This window comes from Phenylobacterium composti DSM 19425 (assembly GCF_059568645.1).
The window spans coordinates 501,128-520,567 of the sequence record NZ_JCANTT010000011.1 but is presented as its reverse complement, the minus strand read 5'-3'; the positions used below and the strand labels follow the sequence as shown (position 1 = coordinate 520,567).

General features: G+C 69.8%; 17 protein-coding genes. 5 read left to right on the top strand and 12 right to left on the bottom strand.

The window, feature by feature from the left end:
* Window positions 1-10 precede the first annotated feature (10 nt).
* Both BO64_RS05495 and BO64_RS05490 read right to left on the bottom strand, forming a co-directional pair.
* The gene (locus BO64_RS05495) at window positions 11-895 is read right to left on the bottom strand and encodes a M23 family metallopeptidase (RefSeq protein ID WP_496402264.1); all 885 of its coding nucleotides are present in this window, start codon (window positions 893-895) and stop codon (window positions 11-13) included.
* A 177-nt stretch (window positions 896-1,072) separates the two neighbouring features.
* Window positions 1,073-4,072 carry an autotransporter outer membrane beta-barrel domain-containing protein gene (locus tag BO64_RS05490; protein ID WP_496402263.1) on the bottom strand — a complete coding sequence of 1,000 codons (3,000 nt, stop codon included), beginning with the start codon at window positions 4,070-4,072 and terminating at the stop codon, window positions 1,073-1,075.
* A 136-nt stretch (window positions 4,073-4,208) separates the two neighbouring features.
* Here BO64_RS05490 and BO64_RS05485 point away from each other — a divergent pair, with 136 nt between their 5' ends.
* Window positions 4,209-4,535 carry a helix-turn-helix domain-containing protein gene (locus BO64_RS05485; protein WP_496402262.1) on the top strand — a complete coding sequence of 109 codons (327 nt, stop codon included), beginning with the start codon at window positions 4,209-4,211 and terminating at the stop codon, window positions 4,533-4,535.
* A 29-nt stretch (window positions 4,536-4,564) separates the two neighbouring features.
* Complete coding sequence (locus BO64_RS05480; protein ID WP_496402261.1) at window positions 4,565-5,905, top strand: hypothetical protein; 1,341 nt, start codon at window positions 4,565-4,567, stop codon at window positions 5,903-5,905.
* 17 nt (window positions 5,906-5,922) lie between these two features.
* Here the strand turns inward: BO64_RS05480 and BO64_RS05475 are convergent, their stop codons facing one another.
* From BO64_RS05475 to BO64_RS05445, 7 genes are all read right to left on the bottom strand, one after another.
* Entirely contained in the window at window positions 5,923-7,341 is a 1,419-nt protein-coding gene (locus BO64_RS05475) for an NAD(P)(+) transhydrogenase (Re/Si-specific) subunit beta (RefSeq protein WP_496402260.1), read from the bottom strand.
* Window positions 7,338-7,547: a hypothetical protein gene (locus BO64_RS05470; RefSeq protein WP_496402259.1), complete on the bottom strand. Its 210-nt coding sequence runs from the start codon at window positions 7,545-7,547 to the stop codon at window positions 7,338-7,340. The genes BO64_RS05475 and BO64_RS05470 overlap by 4 nt, the downstream gene beginning before the upstream one ends.
* Window positions 7,544-7,867, bottom strand: coding sequence for a proton-translocating transhydrogenase family protein (locus tag BO64_RS05465; RefSeq protein WP_496402258.1), 324 nt, complete (start codon window positions 7,865-7,867; stop codon window positions 7,544-7,546). The genes BO64_RS05470 and BO64_RS05465 overlap by 4 nt, the downstream gene beginning before the upstream one ends.
* A 3-nt stretch (window positions 7,868-7,870) precedes the next feature.
* Entirely contained in the window at window positions 7,871-9,001 is a 1,131-nt protein-coding gene (locus BO64_RS05460; protein ID WP_496402257.1) for a Re/Si-specific NAD(P)(+) transhydrogenase subunit alpha, read from the bottom strand.
* Window positions 9,002-9,235: 234 nt separating this feature from the next.
* The gene (locus tag BO64_RS05455; protein ID WP_496402256.1) at window positions 9,236-9,478 is read right to left on the bottom strand and encodes an aa3-type cytochrome c oxidase subunit IV; all 243 of its coding nucleotides are present in this window, start codon (window positions 9,476-9,478) and stop codon (window positions 9,236-9,238) included.
* Window positions 9,479-9,539: 61 nt separating this feature from the next.
* Window positions 9,540-10,589 carry an alpha/beta fold hydrolase gene (locus BO64_RS05450; RefSeq protein WP_496402255.1) on the bottom strand — a complete coding sequence of 350 codons (1,050 nt, stop codon included), beginning with the start codon at window positions 10,587-10,589 and terminating at the stop codon, window positions 9,540-9,542.
* Between the two features lie 140 nt (window positions 10,590-10,729).
* Window positions 10,730-11,890: an acyl-CoA dehydrogenase family protein gene (locus BO64_RS05445; protein WP_496402254.1), complete on the bottom strand. Its 1,161-nt coding sequence runs from the start codon at window positions 11,888-11,890 to the stop codon at window positions 10,730-10,732.
* Between the two features lie 104 nt (window positions 11,891-11,994).
* Between BO64_RS05445 and BO64_RS05440 the strand changes: the two genes are divergently transcribed.
* Window positions 11,995-12,708 (top strand): winged helix-turn-helix transcriptional regulator, encoded by a 714-nt coding sequence (locus BO64_RS05440; RefSeq protein WP_496402253.1) that lies wholly within the window; start codon window positions 11,995-11,997, stop codon window positions 12,706-12,708.
* Here BO64_RS05440 and BO64_RS05435 read toward each other — a convergent pair.
* Window positions 12,705-14,495 carry a M3 family oligoendopeptidase gene (locus tag BO64_RS05435; protein WP_496402461.1) on the bottom strand — a complete coding sequence of 597 codons (1,791 nt, stop codon included), beginning with the start codon at window positions 14,493-14,495 and terminating at the stop codon, window positions 12,705-12,707. The genes BO64_RS05440 and BO64_RS05435 overlap by 4 nt on opposite strands.
* A gap of 84 nt (window positions 14,496-14,579) precedes the next feature.
* Window positions 14,580-15,005: an Lrp/AsnC family transcriptional regulator gene (locus tag BO64_RS05430; RefSeq protein ID WP_496402252.1), complete on the bottom strand. Its 426-nt coding sequence runs from the start codon at window positions 15,003-15,005 to the stop codon at window positions 14,580-14,582.
* A 117-nt stretch (window positions 15,006-15,122) separates the two neighbouring features.
* On the opposite strand from BO64_RS05430, the gene BO64_RS05425 reads away from it, so the two are divergent.
* Together BO64_RS05425 and rocD are read left to right on the top strand one after the other, a co-directional pair.
* Window positions 15,123-15,995: a dimethylarginine dimethylaminohydrolase family protein gene (locus BO64_RS05425; protein WP_496402251.1), complete on the top strand. Its 873-nt coding sequence runs from the start codon at window positions 15,123-15,125 to the stop codon at window positions 15,993-15,995.
* 11 nt (window positions 15,996-16,006) lie between these two features.
* Window positions 16,007-17,230 (top strand): ornithine--oxo-acid transaminase, encoded by a 1,224-nt coding sequence (gene rocD, locus BO64_RS05420; RefSeq protein ID WP_496402250.1) that lies wholly within the window; start codon window positions 16,007-16,009, stop codon window positions 17,228-17,230.
* Here rocD and BO64_RS05415 read toward each other — a convergent pair.
* Window positions 17,227-19,359, bottom strand: a complete 2,133-nt coding sequence (locus tag BO64_RS05415; RefSeq protein ID WP_496402249.1) for a PQQ-dependent dehydrogenase, methanol/ethanol family — start codon at window positions 19,357-19,359, stop codon at window positions 17,227-17,229. The genes rocD and BO64_RS05415 overlap by 4 nt on opposite strands.
* Window positions 19,360-19,440: the final 81 nt, after the last annotated feature.

Here is a 19,440-nt window from a genome sequence, read left to right as displayed (position 1 = left end):
GGCGTCGAGGTCAGGAGGAGATCTGCCCCCGCGGACGGCCATCGCCGCCCAGCGGCAGGACCTTCAGGCCCTCGAAACGTTCGACGGCGGCGGCGTTTCTTCCCGCGCCGGCCGCCTCGGTGGCGACGGACGAGGCCGCTTCCCCGTCCCGCCCGGCCAGGTCCAGGGCGTCGGCGCCCTCCTGGCGCTCGAACTTCGCCTGCATCAGGGCGCGCTTGCTGCGCGGAATGTTGGACACCTGGGCGATCCGCACGGTGCGCCCGAAGCGTTGGGCCTTGCGAACCGGCAGTTCCTCGGCGCTGGCGAAGGTGCGGCCCAGGAAGAAGGTGGGATTGAGCGGCCGGTCCCGGCGGTCGCGGATTTCGAAGTGCAGATGCGGTCCGGTGGAGGCGCCGGACGAGCCGACACGCCCCAGGGCCTCGCCGGCCTTCAAGGCCTGTCCCGGACGCAGATGGTCGGCCAGGCGGCCCAGGTGGGCATAGAAGGTGGTCAGGCCCTCGGCATGCTTCAGGACCACATAGCGGCCGTAGCTCGGGCTATGGCCGGCCTCGGTGACCACCCCGTCGGCTGCGGCGCGCACCGCCTCGCCGTGGTTCCCCTGGATGTCCACCCCCGCATGCAGCCGCCCGCCGTCCTCCCAGGGAAGCCGGCGAAGGCCGAAGGGCGAGACCACGGCCCGGCCAGGGACCGGCTCGTGGAAAGCGATGAGCACCGCCTCCTCTTCCGGCGGCGGGTCGGCCACCGGCGCCGCCGCAACCTCCACCGGGGCCGGACGCGGCGCGTCGGGCAGAGCGGCGTGAGCCAGGGTGATGGCCCCGAGGGCGGCGAGCCCGCCCAGCACGGCGTCGTAGAACCAGGGCCGCGCACGCGCGTCCTGGCCAAGGCGCAGGTCCATCAATGCCGTCAACTCCACCTGGGCCGAGCCTGTGGACAGGCCGCCTCGAACCGGCGGCCAAGCCTCGGCAGATCCCAATCGCAAGGCGGGGCTAACTTGCGGGGCTTCTAGGCGAAAACTTGACGGCCGCGCGCCGTTTCCGGCGCGGCGCGATCTAGGCGTGACGGTCGCGCACGCTCAGAACTGGAAGCGCACCGTCGCGCGGACGTCATATTCCCGGTAGTCGTCCTCGAAGGCGCCGCCAGCGTCGAGGGCGTAGATCGCCCTGGACGAGCCGCCGCGCAGACCCGCCCGGGCCACGAGCCCTCCGTCGAACACCTGCTCGGCGTCCAGTGTGAACGGCGCGCCCGAGCCGAAGCGCGCGGTGGTCTTGCCCGGATTGCCCGCCAGCCGCTGGCGCCAGCCGATCTTCACCTCGGGCGCCCAGTAGATTTCGTCGCCGAACTTGAAGCCCAGGGCCAGCGCTGCCTGGCCGGTGAGCAGGTCGCCCTTGCGGTCGTCCACCGTCAGGTCAAAGCCGTCGCCGCCGCCGCTCTCGCTGTAGCCGTCCTCGCTGAGGCGCAGATAGTCCACGGCCAGTTCCGGGCGGGCGTAGAACGCGCCGAGCTCCACGGTGTAGGAGGCGCTCGCGTGGGCGTCGACGACCCAGCCGGTCCAGTCCGCCTCGGTGCGCACGTCTAGGCCGCTGCCTACCAGGCGCCGGTCGCCGTCGAACCAGACGAAACCGACGCCGGCCCGGGCGCTGGCCTGCAGGCCGCCTGAGCTGAAGCGCCAGTAGCCGCCGCCGTTCAGCACGTTCATGGACACTTGCTCGCCCGCAGCGGCGCCGCGGTCGCGATATTCGGTGGCCACGAAGGCGCCGGACAGACCCAGGGCGTTGGCGTCGCCAAGCAGATCGACCCCCGCGGCGAGGCCGAAGCCCTGCGACTTGAAGCCGTTGGCGTCCACACGGTCCCGGCGGATCTCGAACAGGATTTCCTGAGCCCACACGCCCATGCCGGACTCGCGGTCGATGCGCATCGGCTGCGCCGTGGCCGAGGAAATCGCCGAGGAGATCGCCGCCGCCGACATGATCGACCCGCCCGAGTGATCGGGCAGCATCTGGTCATAGAGGCCGAGGAAACCTTCCTTGGTGGTCTGGGCGAGGAAAGCCTGTTCGATAGCCGCATTGGCGTCGAGGGATTCGAACACCGCCGCATAGGCCTGGCTGCCGGAGCGGTTCAGGCCGATCTCGTCGGCGGTCTTCGGGCGGATGTCCATGTAGAGGGCGCCGGCCGCCTCATCGGCGCGCAGGGCTGCCTGGTACATGAAGGGCGCGCCCACGAGGCTGGTCCCGGTCTGCACCACGTCCAGGCCCTGGGCCTGCAGGATCTGGTAGGACTTCGCGCCGCGCACGAGCGACTTCAGCGCCACATCCACCTCCGAGCCCGAGGCGAAGACCGCCTCGCCCGCCACATTGAAGCGCGTGGCCTGGCCGGCCTGCTGGTCGATGGTCACCGCCAGCACGCCCTTCTCGCCCACGTTCAGGGAGGTGAGGGCGATGGCCTCGGTGTTGGTCACGGCCAGCCGGCCGTTACGGACCTCGATGGCGAGCTGGCCGTCGCTGTCCTCCAGGCGCCCGACGGCCGTGGCCGCGCCGTCGAGGACGAGATGGTCGGCCCCCGCGCCGAAGCTCATCGTCCCGCTCATCGTCCCGCCCAGCAGCTCCAGGCGGTCGGCGCCCGCGCCGAACAGGATGTCGCCGACGATCTGCGGCTTGTCGTCATCGCCGACCTTGGCCTGACGAACCACTGCCCCGGCGGTGTTCACCGACAGGTCGATGGCGATGCCGCGCCCCGCAGCCGTCTCCCCGGACTTGGCCGCCGCCGAGCCGCGGATCACGCCCGAGTTCTCGATGTAGGTGAGGCTGCCCGACCGGTCGACGACGGCGCGGCCGTCCTGCTGGCCGCCCACCTGGTCGGCAGTGATTGCGCCGGTGTTGCGCAGCATCTGAACCGCCGCGCCCTCGTTCAGCAGGACCGCCGTCGCCCCGGCACCATAGGCCTTGGACGAGATCGAACCCTTGTCGTTGTAGAGGCCGCCCTCGACGGTAGTGGCGCCGCCGCCGGCCTGGCCGATGCGGATCGCGGTCGCGGCGACCCCGTCGTTCACGCCGTCGGCGGTGACCTGGCCGCGATTGACGAGGCCATAGCCCAGGTCGCCCTCGCCCACCCGGCCGAGGATCGTGGCTCCGGCCCCGCCGATGTCCAGGGCCGGGGCGCTGCCGGCCGAGGAGATCTGGGCGGTGGACTCCAGGCTGTCTTCCACGCCGTCCTTGTCCTCATCCTTGTCGTCAGGATTGGTGTCCACCGGCGGACGGTCCAGCAGCAGGCCGCGCCCCACGCTGCCGGTGATGCGCACCGCCGCCCCGCCCTGCTTCAGGTCGTCGGCGTCCAGCTTGGCGCGCGACGCGTCGTCGGTGATGCGGGTGGCCGAACGATAGCCTGTAGCGGCGATGGCGTTCTGCAGCACGATGCCGCCGCCCACATCGCCCAGGGACACCGCCGTGGCGCCTTCGCCGCGAACCGACACCGCACCGGTGATCCGCACGTCCCCGGTGACCGACGTGGCGGAAATGCCGGTGGAGCGATCGCCCACCACCGCCACCGCGCCCGAGCTCGTCAGCGAGCCGGCGAGACCGGTCTCCAGCGAAATGCCGCCGGAATCATTGCCCTCGACGCTGATGACCCCCTGATTGATCACATTGCCGGTGAAGACGCCCGGCCCCGTCGCGCGGATGCCGAAGCGGCCCGAGCCCTGGGCGAACGGCCCGTCCAGGTCGCCGTCGTTGTCGGCGTCGGTGGGGGTGTAGTCCTCGAGAATCTCGATCGAGCCGGCGTTGGTCAGGGTTCCCGAGTGGCCGCCCACCAGCAGAACGCCCACCGCGTCGTTGACGTTGTTGAAGCCGATCGCGCCCGAGTTCTTCACGTCATGGGCCGAATCCATGGTCACCGCCGCCCCGGAGGCGGTCGGCTTGATCGAGCCCGCGGCCTCGATCAGCAGGGAGTCCGGCTGGCTGCTCGCCAGGGTGGAGGTGCGAACCGGCGTGGTGGTGGCGGTCGAGATCTTGGTCTCGGCGTGGGCGCCCGCGGCATGGATGAGCGGCAGCACGGCCGCGGACACGAACAAACGCTTCATTGCTTTCCCGTTTTCGAGCGGTGTGATAGCCGGTGACGAGCGGCTATGCGTTGTGTAGAAATTTGTTGCGTAAAAACTGTAGTAGCCCGCTCACGCGCCGCCTGCAAGCGGTGCGAGCGCCCTTGGGGGACCCCTGATGCCGAGACCCGCGACCGATCCTGTTAAGGCCGCCCAGATCAAGGCCTTGCGCCAGCAGGCGGGCCGCTGGCTGAAATCGGCCCGGGAAGCCGCCGGCCTGACCCAGGCGGAACTGGCCGAAAAGGTGGGGCTGCGCTACTACACCTTCGTCTCGCAGGTGGAGAGCGGGTTGGGCCGCCTTCCGATCGAGACCCAGGCGGCATGGGCCGAAGCCCTGGGACATGATCCCAGCGAGTTCGCCAAGACCCTGCTGCGCTATTATGAACCCGAGCTCTTCAGGCTGCTGTTCGAGGCTGACACGGCGCGGGGTCGCGCCACCGCCTGACGGCGACTTCCAGGAGATTTCCCGCCCCGATGGGTGACGTCGTTCCCTTCATTGCCCGAGTGCGTTCCAGCGGCGACTGGACGGCGGCCGAGCGCGCACGTCTGGAGGAACTGGCCGATCGCCTTTCCGCCGAGGGCGGCGCGCGGGTGGAGGCGGTGTTCGGTGCCACCGACGCCGGCGATCCCTGGTGCGTGGTCACCGACGAGAACGGCGACGTCCTGATCCATGTGGCGCGCATCGACGGGCGGTTCGTGGTCCACTCGGCGGTGGATGACGCCCTGAGCGAAGGCGCTGACCTGCACGCCGCCCTGCGCGAGCGCCTGCACGGGGACTTCGACAGCCGCGATGATGACGACGCCGGCGTGGTCGTCCCCTTCAGCCTGGGCGGCCGTCACGCCCAGACCTTCCTGGCTCTCGTCATCGCTTCGGCCTTCTTCTACGAGACGGTGGGCTACGCCGATGTCGCCGAGGCCGCGCCGCTGGCTCCCATCGAGCCGCCGCCCGGCGATCCGCCGCCGCCGCCCCCGGACATCAAGGTCCCGACCCAGGAGCGCGAACTGTCGATCCAGGGCGGCGCCGCCCTTGGCGAGACCGCCGCCCCCAAGGCCGTCGCCCTGGCGGTCGCCGAAGCCCCGCGCCCCAGCGCAGCCAGGGTCGCCGAGCCGGTCGTGGCGCAGCCGACCGCCGCCGAGGCCCCGCATCTGCCGGACGCGCCCGCGGAAGCGGCCCACGCCCCCGCAGAAGACAGCGTTCAGGCGGAGCCCGAGCGGGTGATCATGGGCACGAGCGGGGATGACCTCCTCGTCGGCACGGAGGCGGACGAACGCCTCGTGGGCGGCGATGGCGACGACACCCTGCGCGGGGGGGGCGGCGCCGACACCCTGGAGGGCGGCGCCGGTGACGACCGGCTGGAGCTCGGCGCACGGGTGGTGGCCACCGGCGGCGAGGGCGCGGACATCTTCGTCATCGTGGCGCCCCAGATCCTGGGCAATTCCGAGACCCTGCTCGGCGTGGTCACCGATTTCAGTCACGCCGAGGGCGACCGGCTGGTCATCTGGCGCGCCGGCCCCCATGGCGACGACCTGAGTGGTACGGAATTCCAGGTCCTGCCGGCGCCCCCCGGCTCGGCCGAGGAACGGAGCGTCGCCGGCTGGACCGGCCCCGTCGGCGACGGGCTGGGCACGGCCGAATTCGGCGTCCGCCCCGAGACTATCCCGGGCGCTGGAGACGACACGCCGACGCGGGTGGACGTCGACTTCGACGGCGACGGCGTGGCGGATGGCTATGTGCTGCTGTCTCACCGTCCCGACACGGACGGCGCGCCGATCGAGATCAGCCGCTCCTTCGGCTGGGACGATCCCTTCGCCTGACGGCGTCCCCCAGGGGCTCAGAGCCCCTTGAGGATCCCTTCCACCATCTTCTTGGCGTCGCCGAACAGCATCATGGTGTTGTCGCGGAAGAACAGCTCGTTCTCGACGCCCGCGTAGCCCGAGCTCATGCCGCGCTTCACGAACAGCACGGTCCGGGCCTTCTCCACGTCCAGGATCGGCATGCCGAAGATGGGCGAGGCAGGGTCGGTCTTGGCCGCCGGGTTGGTGACGTCGTTGGCGCCGATGACGAAGGCCACGTCGGCGGTGGAGAACTCGGAGTTGATGTCCTCCAGCTCAAACACCTCGTCATAGGGCACATTGGCCTCGGCCAGCAGCACGTTCATGTGCCCGGGCATCCGGCCGGCCACCGGGTGGATGGCGTACTTCACCTCGACGCCCTCCTCCTTCAGCTTGTCGGCCATCTCGCGCAGGGCGTGCTGCGCCTGGCTGACCGCCATGCCGTAGCCGGGGACGATGATCACCTTCGAGGCGTTCTTCATGATGAAGGCCGCATCGTCCGCCGAGCCCTGCTTCACCGGTCGGGTCTCGACCTTGCCGCCGCCGGCGCCCGCGGCGCTGTCGTCGGCGCCGAAGCCGCCGAGGATCACCGAGACGAAGCTGCGGTTCATCCCCTTGCACATGATGTAGCTGAGGATAGCGCCCGAGCTGCCCACCAGGGCGCCGGTGATGATCAGGGTGGTGTTCTCGAGGGTGAAGCCCAGGGCCGCCGCCGCCCAGCCCGAATAGCTGTTCAGCATCGACACCACGACGGGCATGTCGGCGCCGCCGATGGGGATGATCAGGGTCACGCCGATCAGCAGGCTGAGGGCGAAGATGCCCCAGAAGGCCCAAAGGGCGCTGCCGCCGCTCATCACCAGCACCACGATCAGGGCGACGATGGCCAGGGCGATGAGGATGTTCAGCAGGTGACGGGCCGGCAGCAGGATCGGCGCGCCGCTCATGTTGCCGTTGAGCTTGGCGAAGGCGATCACCGAGCCGGTGAAGGTGATGGCCCCGATAGCAAGGCCCAGGGACAGCTCGATCAGCGAGTTCAGGTGGATGCCCTCCGGCCCGGCGATGCCGTAAGCCTCGGGCGTGTGAATGGCGGCCACCGCCACCAGGCAGGCGGCCATGCCCACGAGACTGTGGAAGGCGGCCACCAGCTGCGGCATCGAGGTCATGGCGACCTTGCGGGCGATCACCGCCCCGATCCCGCCGCCCACGGCGACGCCCCCGACGATGAGGGCCAGGGTGAGGCCGTCGAGAGCGCCCTGGCTCCACAGGGTGGCGAGCACCGTGGCCACAGCGATGGCCATGCCGATCATGCCGTTGCGGTTGCCGGCGCGGCTGGTCTCGGGGCTGGAAAGCCCGCGCAGCGCCAGAATGAAGAGCACGCCCGAGACGAGATAAAGGACGGCCGCGATATTGGCGTTCATTGGTCAGCGTCCCCCCGACGACCGAGCAAGCTGCGAACTGCGAAGACAAGGCCGAGGGCGACGACGACGCCGCCCACGACGAGGATGGCCTGGCCGGCCGACGGAGCGACGGCCGCCTGTTGCGAAAGCGCGATGACCGCCGCGCCCGCCGCCGTCATCATGGCGGCCCGGGCCAGTTCGGCGTTGCGACGGTAGCCGTCGCTCACTTGCCGCGATCCTTCTTCTTGTACATGGCCAGCATCCGCTGGGTGACCAGGAAGCCGCCGAAGATGTTCACCGCCGCGAAGGCCGCGGCCACGGCGCCCGCCCCCTTGGAGATTAGCACATTGGCGGTCAGCTCGCCGCCCTGGCCGCTGGCCGCGGCCGCCAGCAGCGCACCCACGATGATCACCGAGGAGATGGCGTTGGTGACGGCCATGAGCGGCGTGTGCAGCGCCGGCGTCACACTCCAGACCACGTAGTAGCCGACGAAGATGGCGAGCACGAAGATCGCCAGGCGAAAGACGGTCGGATCGACGGCTTCCATAGATCAGCCCTTCAGAGCGGGATGGACGATCGCGCCGTCCTTGGTGACGAGCGCGGCCTTGAGGATCTCGTCCTCGTAATCGGGCGCGAAGGCGCCTTCCTTGTCCCTCAGGAGCTCGGAAAAGGCGGCCAGGTTGCGGGCGTAGAGGGCCGAGGAGTCGGCGGCGATCCGGCCCGGCAGGTTGGCGAAGCCGACGATCTTCACGCCTCGCGCCTCCACCACCTCGCCCAGCTTCGAGCCCTCGACATTGCCGCCCTGCTCGACCGCCAGGTCGACGATGACCGACCCCGGCTTCATGGACGCCACCTGGGCCGCGCTCACCAGCTTCGGGGCCGGCCGGCCCGGGATCAGGGCGGTGGTGATGACGATGTCCTGCTTCTTGATGTGTTCCGAGATCAGCGCCGCCTGCTTGGCCTGATATTCGGGGCTCATTTCCTTGGCGTAGCCGCCCGCGGTCTCGGCCGCCTTGAACTCCTCGTCCTCGACGGCGATGAACTTGCCGCCCAGGCTCTCCACCTGCTCCTTGGTGGCCGGACGCACGTCGGTGGCGGTCACGACCGCCCCCAGACGCCGGGCCGTGGCGATGGCCTGCAGGCCGGCGACGCCGACGCCCATGACGAACACCTTGGCCGGGGCGATGGTGCCGGCGGGCGTCATCATCATCGGCAGGGCTCGACCATAGGCCTCGGCGGCCTCGATCACCGCCCGGTAGCCGGCGAGATTGGCCTGCGAGGACAGGGCGTCCATCACCTGGGCGCGGGTGATCCGCGGTACGAACTCCATGGCGAAGGCGGTGGCGCCTTGTTTGGCCAGGGCCTCCAGCGTCGCCTTGTCCTGGTAGGGATTGAGCAGGGCGACCACCAAGGCGCCGGCCTTGAGCGCCGCGATCTCCTCGGCCTCGGGGGCGCGCACCTTGAAGAGGATGTCGGCCTTGCCGATGGCGTCCGCGGCGGTCTTAGCCAGGGTCGCGCCGGCGGCCTCGTAGTCGACGTCCTGGAACGAGGCGGCCAGACCGGCGCCCGCTTCCACGATGACGGAGAATCCTGCGGCGGACAGCTTCTTCACCGTCTCGGGAACGGCGGCCACGCGGGTCTCGCCCGAGCGGCGCTCCTTGGTGACGGCGATGACGGCCATGCCGCGATGTCCCCCCTTTGTGTCCTTGATTGGGGGCGACCATAGGGGGCCGCTCGCAGCCTTGTCCAGCCGCAGAACAGCAGAATTCAAACGATCGTTTTAAGTAACGCTATAGCCTGCGGCCGCCGAGCAGCGGACAGCAAGTCGCGCCGCCACGCATCACGTGTCGGCGCGCTCAAATTCAGCCGGATAGGAAGACCGGGCGACCGAATCGGCGCGCCGGGCGCAGCGGCGTCAGTGCGCGCCGCCGCCCTTCTTGTCGCGCAGCACCAGGGTGCCGATGGCGACGACGACGACCGCCGGGATCAGGCCGCCCAGGAAGCCGGCGTCGGTGCAGAACCACAGGGTCAGGGCCAGCAGGAAGGCGGCCACATACAGCGAACCCCACTTCGTCAGGCCCATGACGAGCTTGTAGGTGGCGGTCTGCTCGGCGATGTCCATTTCGCCGCGGTGGTAGTCGGAAGCCGGTCCGGCCATGGGAAAGACGCTCTCCAGCGGGTCAGTTCGTTGGGGGTGCTACACGAAGCGCCCGCGCGGCTCAAGCCGGCCAGGTCGCCAGCAGCGTCCGCAGGGCGGCCACGAGGGCCAGCGGCTGGTCGATCATGATGTGATGCTCGGACTCGGGGATCTCGATCTCCGGCACATGATCACCCAGGAAATGCCGCTCCCCGGACTGACGGCGGGCGATGATCCGGCTCTGGGCGCCGTAGATATGCGTCATGGGCACGGCCGGCGGCGCCGGAGGCGGCCCAACAGGCGCGCCGGTGCGGTCCAGCTTCTCCCACATGTCCGGATCGAACTTCCAGGTCCACCCCTCGCCCGACCCGTCGGGAAGCGGCGCACGCTTGAGAGAGAGGCGGGCGATGAAGTCGGCCACGAAGAGATTGCCCGCCGGCTGAGGCGGCATCAGCCGGAAGCGGCCCAGGGCCTCGGTCAGGCTGGCGTAGACGCGGCTGGGCCGTTCGGAGGGCGGCAAGCTGCGCAGCAGCTCGGCCCGGCGCTTGCGCTCCTCCAGCACCTCGGGCGGCGGTCCGCCGAAACCGGTGTCCACCAGCACGGCGGCGCGCATCTGCTCCGGCTTCTGGGTGGCGGCGAAGAACACCTGGGCCCCGCCGAACGAGTGGCCGATGTAGATGGGCGGGACGCCGTCCACATAGAGCCCGGCCGCCTGGGCGCAGGCCTCGGCGTCGTCCGCGAAGTCGGTGAAGGCGTAGCGCTCGCGCCACTCGGACTCGCCCATGCCCGCCAGGGAGAAGGCCGCCACCCGATAGTCCTTCGCCAGGAACGGGGCGATGAAACTCCACCAGTCAGCATGGGCGCTGTTGCCGTGGACCAGCAGGAGGCCGGGCTTGCCCACCTCGCCCCAGGTAAGCAGCTCCAGCTTGGTGCCGTGCGAAACGACGAAGCTGCGCTCGGGCTCCTGGGCGATCGCGTCCCGGAACCACTGGGGCGCCGGCGGCTCTTCGCCCTTGAATGGCGCCAGGGGCGCGCGGACTTCAGGCGGCAGGCCGTCGATGTGGATCGGCCGGTCGTCGTAGGACTCCTTGGAGCCCTCGGTCTTCTGGGTTTCGGTGATCTCGCTGGCCATCACGCTCAGGTCTAACAAGCGTTTGAAACTTGGCAAGCAATCTCGAACCGATGGTACGCCCCGCGGCGGGCGGTCTCGGGGGAGACTTCACGCCGCGGGGCGTCCTGCCGACGGGCTGAGGCGGCCGCCGGCAAGCGTCGTCAGCCGCCGATGTCGAGGCCGAGGGCGAGGCGAGCGGCGAGGCGGCTCTGGGCCTTTTCCTGCAGCGGGTGGTAGCGGGCCGCCTGGACGTCCCGGAAGATCCGCTCCAGCCCGGCCTTGCGGTAGAAGCCCTGCCCTCCGGCGGCCTCCATGGCCTTCTCCACCGTTCGGATGGCGGCCCGGGCGACCAGGGTACGGCCGGTCATGATCCGGCTGGTGGCGGCCGGCCCCGGCTCGTCGCCGGCCGCGCAGGCCAGCATATCCTCGAGCGCCAGCCGCGCGGCGGCCAGTTCCGTCTCCATCTCGCCGATCGTCAGTTCGAGGTCCGGCGTGATCTTCCGCCCCGCCGCCAGGTCGAGCGCCTTGCCCCGGGCCGCCTCGGCCAAGCCCACATAGACCGCATAGATAAGCGGAAAGGCGATCAGGCTCACCATGTGCATGATCGGATGCCACCGGCCCGCGGGGCGGCGGACCGAGACCGCCGCATCGGGCACGAGCACCCCGTCCAGTTCCAGGTCGTGGGAGCCGGTGCCCCGCATCCCGAGCGTCCGCCAGGTGTCGAGGATGCGCACGCCCTCGGCCTTCAGCGCGACCGGCATGTGCAGCACCTGCGGCCCGTCCGGCGTTTCCAGCACGGCCATGGTCATCAGGAGATCGCCGTCTGGCGCGCCGCTGGCGAAGACCTTGCGCCCATGAATCCGGAAGCCGCCGTCCACGGGCGTGGCGGTGCACGAGCCGTCCAGCCAGTCCGAGCCTCCGCTGGAGACCAGGGTGAGCTTCTCGGCCACGATCCGCTTCAGCAGGCCCTCCACCAGCTCGGGCGTCCGCCGCCAGCGCCAGGCCGGCAGGGCCACCTGATGGGTGTGCATCGAGAGGGCGAGCGCGGTGGAACCGCAGTAGCGGGCCAGGGTCCGCAGCATGTGCGCCAGCTCCGCGTGGCTGGCGCCCCCGCCGCCCAGTTCAGCCGGCACGCCTGCGGTGTGGAAGCCCCGCGTCTTCAGGAGGGCGAGGTTCTCGGCCACGAACGTGTCCGTGGCGTCGGCCTCGACCGCCCGCGCCGCGATCTGCGGCCCGACCTCGTGCGCCGCCTGCACCCAGTCGATGCGGACGGATTGAGCGGCCGGAGGGGTCGTCGTTTTGGTCATTGTGGTGGTGGTCATTGTCGGGTCCTCGAATGTGCGGACCTCATCCCCCGAACGACGTTCTCCGCTCCAGTTCGAAGAATGAACTTGTCGAACGCCGTTCTGCCAGCAACGATTTCGGCATGAAGGGCTATGGACAATTCTGCCCCGTCGCCAAGACGGCCGAGATTTTCGCCCAGCGGTGGACGCCGCTGATCGTGCGCGAGCTGTGCTTCGGGCCCAAACGCTTCTCCGAGGTGCACGCCGGCATGCCGACCATGTCCCGGGCGCTGCTGGTGCAGCGGCTGGCTGAGCTGGAGGAGGCCGGTGTCGTGGTCACCGAGCCCCTTGCCCAGGGCAAGCTCTACCGCCTGACCCGGGCGGGCGAGTCCTTCCGGGACATCATCGTCATGATGTCCCGCTGGGGGCAGCGCTACGGCCAGGGACGGCTAGGCCCCGGCGACATGGACCCCACCCTGCTGGTCTGGAGCATGAAGCGCCAGATCGATCCGCGGCAGCTTCCGGACCGCGAGATCGTGCTGCGGCTGGAGTTCCGCGGCGTGCCCAAGGCCCATGCCGCCCGCCGCTACTGGTGGATCATCCTGCGCCCCGACGACGTGGAAGTCTGTTTCAAGGCCCCCGACGCCAAGGAGGTGGATGTCGTCATCTCGGCCGAGCTCGAGACCTTCATCCACGTCTGGATGGGCTACGAGGGGTACGCTGAGGCCGAGGCCCGAGGTGCGGTCTCCATGACAGGCGACGTCATCAGCGCCGGCACCCTCAAGCAGCTCCTGGGCGTGGCGGACTCGCCCTACGAACGCCCCCTGGCCTTCGCGCCCTTCGAAGCGGCGGCCTAGACGAGGGCCTCGAACTCGTCGACCAGCCGCTCGAGCTGCTTCATGCCCGCGGCCCAGAAGGCCTTTTCCCGCGGGTTGAGGCCGAACGGGGCCAGGGCCTCCACATAGGTCTTGGTCCCGCCCGCAGAGAGCAACTGCTCGTAGAGCGGGGCGAAGGCCTGCGGATCCTCCCGCCGCTTCTCCATCAGGCCGCGCACCAGCAGGTCCCCGAAGGCGTAGGCATAGACATAGAACGGCGCATGCACGAAGTGGCTGACGTAGGCCCAGTAGTGCTCATAGCCCATGTTGAGCCGGATGGCGGGGCCGAGGCTCTCGCCCATCACCTCCAGCCACAGGCCGCCGATCTCGTCAGGCGACAGCTCGCCCTGCTGGCGGGCGGCGTGGAAGCGGGTCTCGAACCGGTGGAAAGCGATCTGCCGGACCACCGTATTGAGGCCGTCCTCGATCTTGCCGGCCAGCAGTCCCCGGCGCTCGGCGGGCGTCGCCTCGGCCAGCAAACGTTCGAACACCAGCCCCTCGCCGAAGATCGAGGCCGTCTCGGCCAGCGTCAGGGGCGTATCGGCCAGCAGGGTGCCCAGCGGCGCGCACAGGGTCTGGTGCACGGCGTGCCCCAGCTCGTGGGCGAGGGTCAGCACGTCGCGCCGCTCGCCCATGTAGTTCATGAACACGTACGGGTGCCGGTTGGAGGTCACCGGGTGCGAATAGGCCCCCGACTGCTTGCCGACCCGCGGCCGGGCGTCGATCCAGGGCTGGGCGAAGAAGGTGCGGGCGGTGTCAGCGAATTTCGGCGCCAGGGCCTCGAAGCTTTCCAGCACCATGTCCCGGGCCTCATCCCACGCGTAGGTTCTGGGCTGGGTGGTTTCCAGCGGGGCGTTGCGGTCCCAATGGTCCAGGACGTCCTTGCCCATGACCTTGGCCTTCAGCCGATAGTAGCGATGGCTCACAGGCTCATAGGCCTCGACCACCGCCGCCTCCAGAGCCTCCACCGCGTCGGCGTCCACCTCATTGGCCAGGTGGCGGGCGGCGGCGGGCGTCGGATAGTTGCGCCAGCGATCCTCCACCTGTTTCTCGAAGGCCAGGGTGTTGAGGCACAGGGCCAGGGTGGGGGCGCGTTGCTCCAGCGCCTTGGCCAGGGCCTGAGCGGCCTGCTTGCGGCGGCCGGCGTCGGGATCGGACAGGCGGTTGAGAATCTCGGACAGGGTCAGGGTCTCGCCGCCCACCCTGGCGGTCAGCCCCGCCAGGGTCTCGTCGGACAGCCGCACCCAGTTGGCCACCGCCGGGCTGCGGTCCACCAGCAGCCGCTCCAGTTCGGGCGAAAGCTCATGCGGCCGGTTCAGGCGCACCCGCCGCAGCCAGGGCCGCCAGCGGGCGGCGGGCGGATGGGCCGCCAGGGCCGCCTCCAGCTCATCGTCCTCCAGCTGGTTGATCTCCAGGGTGAAGAACAGGCTTTCGGCCCCAATCTGCGCCGAGCGGGCACGCAGGTCTGCCTCGAACTTGGACCACGCCGGGTCATTGCGCGCCGTCGAGGCCGCCAGCGAGGCATAGGCGCCGACGCCCCACAGGGCGTTGGTCGCGTCCTCATAGAGCTGCACGCCCAGGTCCAGCCGCTCGCCCAGCAGCTTCGGCTCGGAGCGGGCGGCGACGAACTGGCCCTTCATCTCCACCAACCGGGCGTTGATGTCGGCGGCCGCCTGCAGATCGGCGGTGATGCGGGGGTCCTCGCGGCCGGCGTAAAGGTCGTCCAGGCGCCACTCGGGCAAGGTCTCGGGCTTGAAGGGGGCGTTCATGGACACAGACATAGGCAATCCTTCCCCTTGAGGGGAGGCGCCACGCGGCGACGCAGGGCGCCGAAGTCCTTGGTCAGGCCGCGACTAGGCCTTCTGCGTCGCGAGCAGGATCGAGGTTTCGGTGGAGGCGATGCCCTCGATCTCGCGGATGCGGTCCAGGGCGTCGCTGAATTCGGCCAGGGTCTCCACGTCCAGCTCGGCCACCAGGTCCCAGCGGCCATTGGTGGAGTGGACCTTGTCCACCTCGGGAAAGCCGCGCAGGGCCGCCACCACCGCCCGCGCCCGCTCGCCCTCGATCTCAATGCACATGATCGCCCGAACGCGATTGGCCTCCATCTCGGGCTTGGTGCGGATGGTGAAGCCCTGGATGACGCCCCGGGCTACCAGACGCTCGATACGGTTCTGAACCGTCCCCCGGGACACCTTCAGCGCCTTGGCGAGCACCGCCGCGGGCGTGCGGGAATCGGCGCGCAGCAGGGCGATCAGCCGCCGGTCGAGCTCATCGATCATATCGCCAATATAGCCTGACAGACCGGCAAAAATACCGGCGATGTGTGGGCGTCCTGCCTCTTTTCGCTAGCGCAGCCGAAGACCACGCTGATCGGGCATTCAAGAGAGGGGTTCCATATGGACGGTCGCCCGTTCTTCGTAATGACCGATCCGGCCTGTTTCGATGTGAGCTACCGGATCAATCCCTGGATGGATCCGGCCGCCTGGACGCCCGAGCAGGCGGCCCAGGCGCGCGCCGGCTTTGAGGCGCTCAGGCAAGGCCTGCAGGCCGCCGGCGCCCACGTGGAGATCGTCGGCGCGGTAAAGGGTCTGCCCGACCTCGTCTTCCCGGCTAACGCCGCCGTGGTGCTGGACGGCAAGGTGCTGCTCGCCCGGTTCCGCCATCCGGAGCGGCAAGGCGAGGAGGCAGTGTTCCGCTCGGTGTTCCAGCGCCTGAAAACCCGGGGCGTGGTGTCCGAGATCGTCGACCTGCCCGAAGGCCTGTTCCAGGAAGGCGCCGGCGACGCCATCTGGGATCATGACCGTGGGCTGTTCTGGGCCGGCTACGGCCCGCGCTCCAGCCGCGGCGCGCTCAAGGTGCTGCGCGAGACCTTCGGCCAGGAGGTCGCGCCCCTGCATCTGGCCACCGAGGCCTTCTACCATCTGGACACCTGCTTCTGCCCGCTGGCCGGGGGCCATGTGCTCTACTACCCGCCGGCTTTCACGCCCGACGGCCTGGCCGACATCCGCGCCCGCGTGCCCGAGCCCCTGCGGATCGAGGCCACCGCCGAGGAGGCCGCGGCCTTCTGCGTCAACGCGGTCAATCTGGACTCCCGGATCTTCATGGCCCGGGCGCCGGACAGCCTGCGGAGCAAGCTTCAGGCCCGGGGCTACACCCTCGTCGAGATCGACCTCGCCCCGTTCATCCGCTCCGGCGGCGCCGCCTACTGCATGACCCTCCGGCTCGACCGGACGAGCGCTCCCGCCTCCCGCATCCTGGCCGCTGAATAGGAGGGACGTCGATGAACGACATCGCCCTGCAGAACGCCCTGACCCAGAGCTTCATCGCCCGGGAGACCCTCTACGGCGCCCGGAACTACAAGCCGCTCGACGTGGTGCTGGCCCGCGGCGACGGGGTCTATGTCTGGGACGTGGAAGGCCGCCGTTACCTCGACTGCCTGTCGGCCTATTCGGCGGTGAACCAGGGCCACTGCCACCCCAGGATCCTCGAGGCGATGGTGCAACAGGCGCAGCGCCTGACGCTCACCTCCCGGGCCTTCCGGAACGACCAGCTAGCCCCGTTCTACGAGGAACTTTGCGCCCTCACCCGGTCGCACAAGGTGCTGCCCATGAACTCGGGCGCCGAGGCCGTGGAGAGCGCCCTCAAGGTCGCCCGCAAGTGGGGCTATGAGGTCAAGGGCGTGCCGGACGGCGCCGCCGAGATCATCGTCGCGGCCGACAACTTCCACGGCCGAACCATCAGCATCGTGGGCTTCTCCACCGATCCGGTGTCGCGCGGCGGCTTCGGCCCCTTCGCGCCGGGGTTCCGGGTCGTGCCGTTCGGGGACGCCGCGGCCCTGGCGGCGGCGGTTACGCCCAACACCGTCGCCGTCCTGCTCGAGCCGATCCAGGGCGAGGCGGGGGTGATCATCCCGCCGGTCGGCTATCTGAAAGCCGCCCGGGAGCTCTGCACCCGCGAGAACGTGATCCTCATCCTCGACGAGATCCAGACCGGCCTTGGGCGCACCGGCAGGCTGCTGGCCGAGGAGCACGAGGGGATCGAGGCGGACCTGACCCTGATCGGCAAGGCCCTGTCCGGCGGCTTCTACCCGGTCTCGGCGGTGCTCTCGAACTCCGAGGTGATGAGCGTGCTGCATCCCGGCGAGCACGGCTCCACCTTCGGCGGCAATCCCCTCGCCTGCGCCGTCGCCCGCGCCGCCCTGCGGGTGCTGGTAGAGGAGGGCATGATCGAGAACGCCGCCAAGGTTGGCGAACGGCTCAGGGACGGCCTCGCGGCCATCGACGCGGGCGGGGTGAAGGAGGTCCGGGGACGCGGCCTGATGATCGCCGTGGAGCTGCACCCCGAGGCGGGCGGCGCGCGCCAGGTCTGCGAGGCGCTGCAGGGCCGCGGGCTCCTGGCCAAGGAGACCCACGACCATATCATCCGCATCGCCCCGCCGCTGATCCTCACGGGGGCCCAGGCCGACTGGATCGTCGACCAGTTCGCCGCCGTCCTGCCCCGCTAGGCGGCCGGGCCGCGGGCGCCCTGGGTCGCCGGCTGCTCCGCCGCCGCCGCGGTGCGGGCCTCGCGGATGACATAGGCGCGGATGTCCTCGGCGTCCTTCGGCGACAGCAGGCGGGCGAAGCTCGCCATGCCGCGCGGGGCGCTGAGGCCGTCGATCACCACGCCCTTCCAGGTCTCGGCCGAGTTCAGCATCGGCGAGCGCTTCAGGTCAGGCAGCCAGGCGCCCGAGGCGTTGGGACCGTGGCAGACTTGGCAGTTCTGGTGAAACAGGGCGAATCCGCGCTGCGCATCCCCCGACGACGGCTCCAGGGCCCCCAGTTCGATCGGCGCCGGCTCGGGCGGCGACGGGAAGGCCGGCGCCTGAGCCGTTCCGCCCAGCTTGAACACCAGCAGCCGGCCGGGCAGCCGCGTGCGGACTGGCAGTGAGGCCGGCGCGGAGATCTGGCCGCCGCCGCCGGCGCCGACCATGATCGCCACATACTGCTCGCCGTCGATCTCATAGGTCATGGGCGCAGCGATCACGCCATTGCCGGTGGGATAGGCCCACAGCTCCTTGCCGCTGGCCGCGTCATAGGCCCGGAACTGGCCCTCGGCGGCGCCCTGGAACACAAGGCCGCCGCCCGTAGACAGCACGCCGGCGTTCCAGAAATAGGGGTGCTCGACGGTCCAGACCGGCTTCTGGTTCACCGGGTCCCAGGCCACCAGCTGACCCTTGATCATGGCGGTGAGCGCCTTGAGCGTCGCCTCGTCGGTGGGCAGGGCGTTGGTCAGGAAGTCGACGCCGGTGTTCCAGCCCGCGCCCCGGAAGCCGAAGCCCTTGTCGTCGGTGTAGGCGAAGGGCGTGACGTTGGTGGGGATATAGACGAGGCCAGTCTTGGGATTGAACGCCATGGGCTGCCAGTTGTGCGCGCCCAGCGGCCCCGGGATCTGCAGCACCGTGGAGGCGTCCTGGTAGCGGGCGGCCGGATTCTCGATCGGCCGGCCGGTCTTCAGGTCCACGCCCGTCGCCCAGGTGATGTTGGTGTAGTTCTTGGCCGAGATCAGCTGACCGGTGGCGCGGTCAATCACATAGAAGAAGCCGTTCTTCGGCGCCTGCATCAGCACCTTGCGCGGCTGGCCGCCGATGTTCAGCTCGGCCAGAATGATATGCTGGGTGGCCGTGTAGTCCCAGCTCTCGCCCGGCGTGGTCTGGTAGTGCCAGACGTATTCGCCCGTGTCGGGCTTCAGGGCGAGGATCGACGAGACGAACAGGTTGTCGCCCTGGCCGCCGGACCGCAGCTTGTGGTTCCAGGGCGTTCCGTTGCCGATGCCGAAATAAACGAGGTCGAGCTCCGGATCGTAGGCGATGGAATCCCAGGCCGTGCCGCCGCCGCCGGTCTTCTTCCATTCGCCCTCCGACCAGGTGGCGTTGACGAACTCGCGCATCACCCTGTCCGAGGCCGCCCCATCGGGCGCGCCGGTGGGGTTGGGCACGGTGTAGAAGCGCCACACCTGCTCGCCGCTGGCGGCGTCATAGGCGGTGATGTAGCCGCGCACGCCGAACTCGGCGCCGCCGTTGCCGATCAGCACCTTGTCCTTGATGACCCGCGGCGCGCCCGTGATCGTGTAGGGCTTGGCGGGATCGGTGGTCTGGACTGACCAGACCTGCTCCCCGGTCTTGGCGTCGAGGGCGATCAGCCGCCCGTCCAACGTCCCCACATAGACCCGGCCCTTCCAGATGGCGACGCCGCGGTTCACCACGTCGCAGCAGGCATCGACGGCCTTGGAGCCCTCGATCTTCGGATCGAACGCCCACAGCCGCTCGCCGGTCTTGGCGTTGAAGGCGTAGACCTTGGACCAGGCGGTGGTGGTGTAGAGCACCCCGTCCACCACCAGCGGCGTCGCCTCCTGGCCGCGGTCGGTGTCGAACTGGGCGTACCAGGCCAGGCCCAGTTGGCCGACGTTGCCGGTGTTGATCTGGTCGAGCGGCGAGAAGCGCTGCTCGGAATAGCCCTTGCCGTAGGAGAGCCACTCGCCGTTGGCGTCGGCCTCGGCGATCCGCTTGCCGTCGACGTTCGCGACGCCGCCCTTCTGGCAGGCGGCGAGGCTGAGCACCGCAGCCGCGATGAGACCGAACCGGATGATATTCATGACGCCCTCCCGACGGCCGTCTCATTGGCTGGACCGGCCTTGGGCGGGACTATAGAGCGCTCAGCGGAGGGGGCGGCAAGA

What these genes read in the sequence shown, in the direction of transcription:
- BO64_RS05495 (WP_496402264.1), bottom strand. Translation starts at nt 895, where the DNA reads ATGGACCTGCGCCTTGGCCAGGACGCGCGTGCGCGGCCCTGGTTCTAC.
- BO64_RS05490 (WP_496402263.1), bottom strand. Translation starts at nt 4,072, where the DNA reads ATGAAGCGTTTGTTCGTGTCCGCGGCCGTGCTGCCGCTCATCCATGCC.
- BO64_RS05485 (WP_496402262.1), top strand. Translation starts at nt 4,209, where the DNA reads ATGCCGAGACCCGCGACCGATCCTGTTAAGGCCGCCCAGATCAAGGCC.
- BO64_RS05480 (WP_496402261.1), top strand. Translation starts at nt 4,565, where the DNA reads ATGGGTGACGTCGTTCCCTTCATTGCCCGAGTGCGTTCCAGCGGCGAC.
- BO64_RS05475 (WP_496402260.1), bottom strand. Translation starts at nt 7,341, where the DNA reads ATGAACGCCAATATCGCGGCCGTCCTTTATCTCGTCTCGGGCGTGCTC.
- BO64_RS05465 (WP_496402258.1), bottom strand. Translation starts at nt 7,867, where the DNA reads ATGGAAGCCGTCGATCCGACCGTCTTTCGCCTGGCGATCTTCGTGCTC.
- BO64_RS05460 (WP_496402257.1), bottom strand. Translation starts at nt 9,001, where the DNA reads ATGGCCGTCATCGCCGTCACCAAGGAGCGCCGCTCGGGCGAGACCCGC.
- BO64_RS05455 (WP_496402256.1), bottom strand. Translation starts at nt 9,478, where the DNA reads ATGGCCGGACCGGCTTCCGACTACCACCGCGGCGAAATGGACATCGCC.
- BO64_RS05450 (WP_496402255.1), bottom strand. Translation starts at nt 10,589, where the DNA reads ATGGCCAGCGAGATCACCGAAACCCAGAAGACCGAGGGCTCCAAGGAG.
- BO64_RS05445 (WP_496402254.1), bottom strand. Translation starts at nt 11,890, where the DNA reads ATGACCACCACCACAATGACCAAAACGACGACCCCTCCGGCCGCTCAA.
- BO64_RS05440 (WP_496402253.1), top strand. Translation starts at nt 11,995, where the DNA reads ATGAAGGGCTATGGACAATTCTGCCCCGTCGCCAAGACGGCCGAGATT.
- BO64_RS05435 (WP_496402461.1), bottom strand. Translation starts at nt 14,495, where the DNA reads ATGAACGCCCCCTTCAAGCCCGAGACCTTGCCCGAGTGGCGCCTGGAC.
- BO64_RS05430 (WP_496402252.1), bottom strand. Translation starts at nt 15,005, where the DNA reads ATGATCGATGAGCTCGACCGGCGGCTGATCGCCCTGCTGCGCGCCGAT.
- BO64_RS05425 (WP_496402251.1), top strand. Translation starts at nt 15,123, where the DNA reads ATGGACGGTCGCCCGTTCTTCGTAATGACCGATCCGGCCTGTTTCGAT.
- rocD (WP_496402250.1), top strand. Translation starts at nt 16,007, where the DNA reads ATGAACGACATCGCCCTGCAGAACGCCCTGACCCAGAGCTTCATCGCC.
- BO64_RS05415 (WP_496402249.1), bottom strand. Translation starts at nt 19,359, where the DNA reads ATGAATATCATCCGGTTCGGTCTCATCGCGGCTGCGGTGCTCAGCCTC.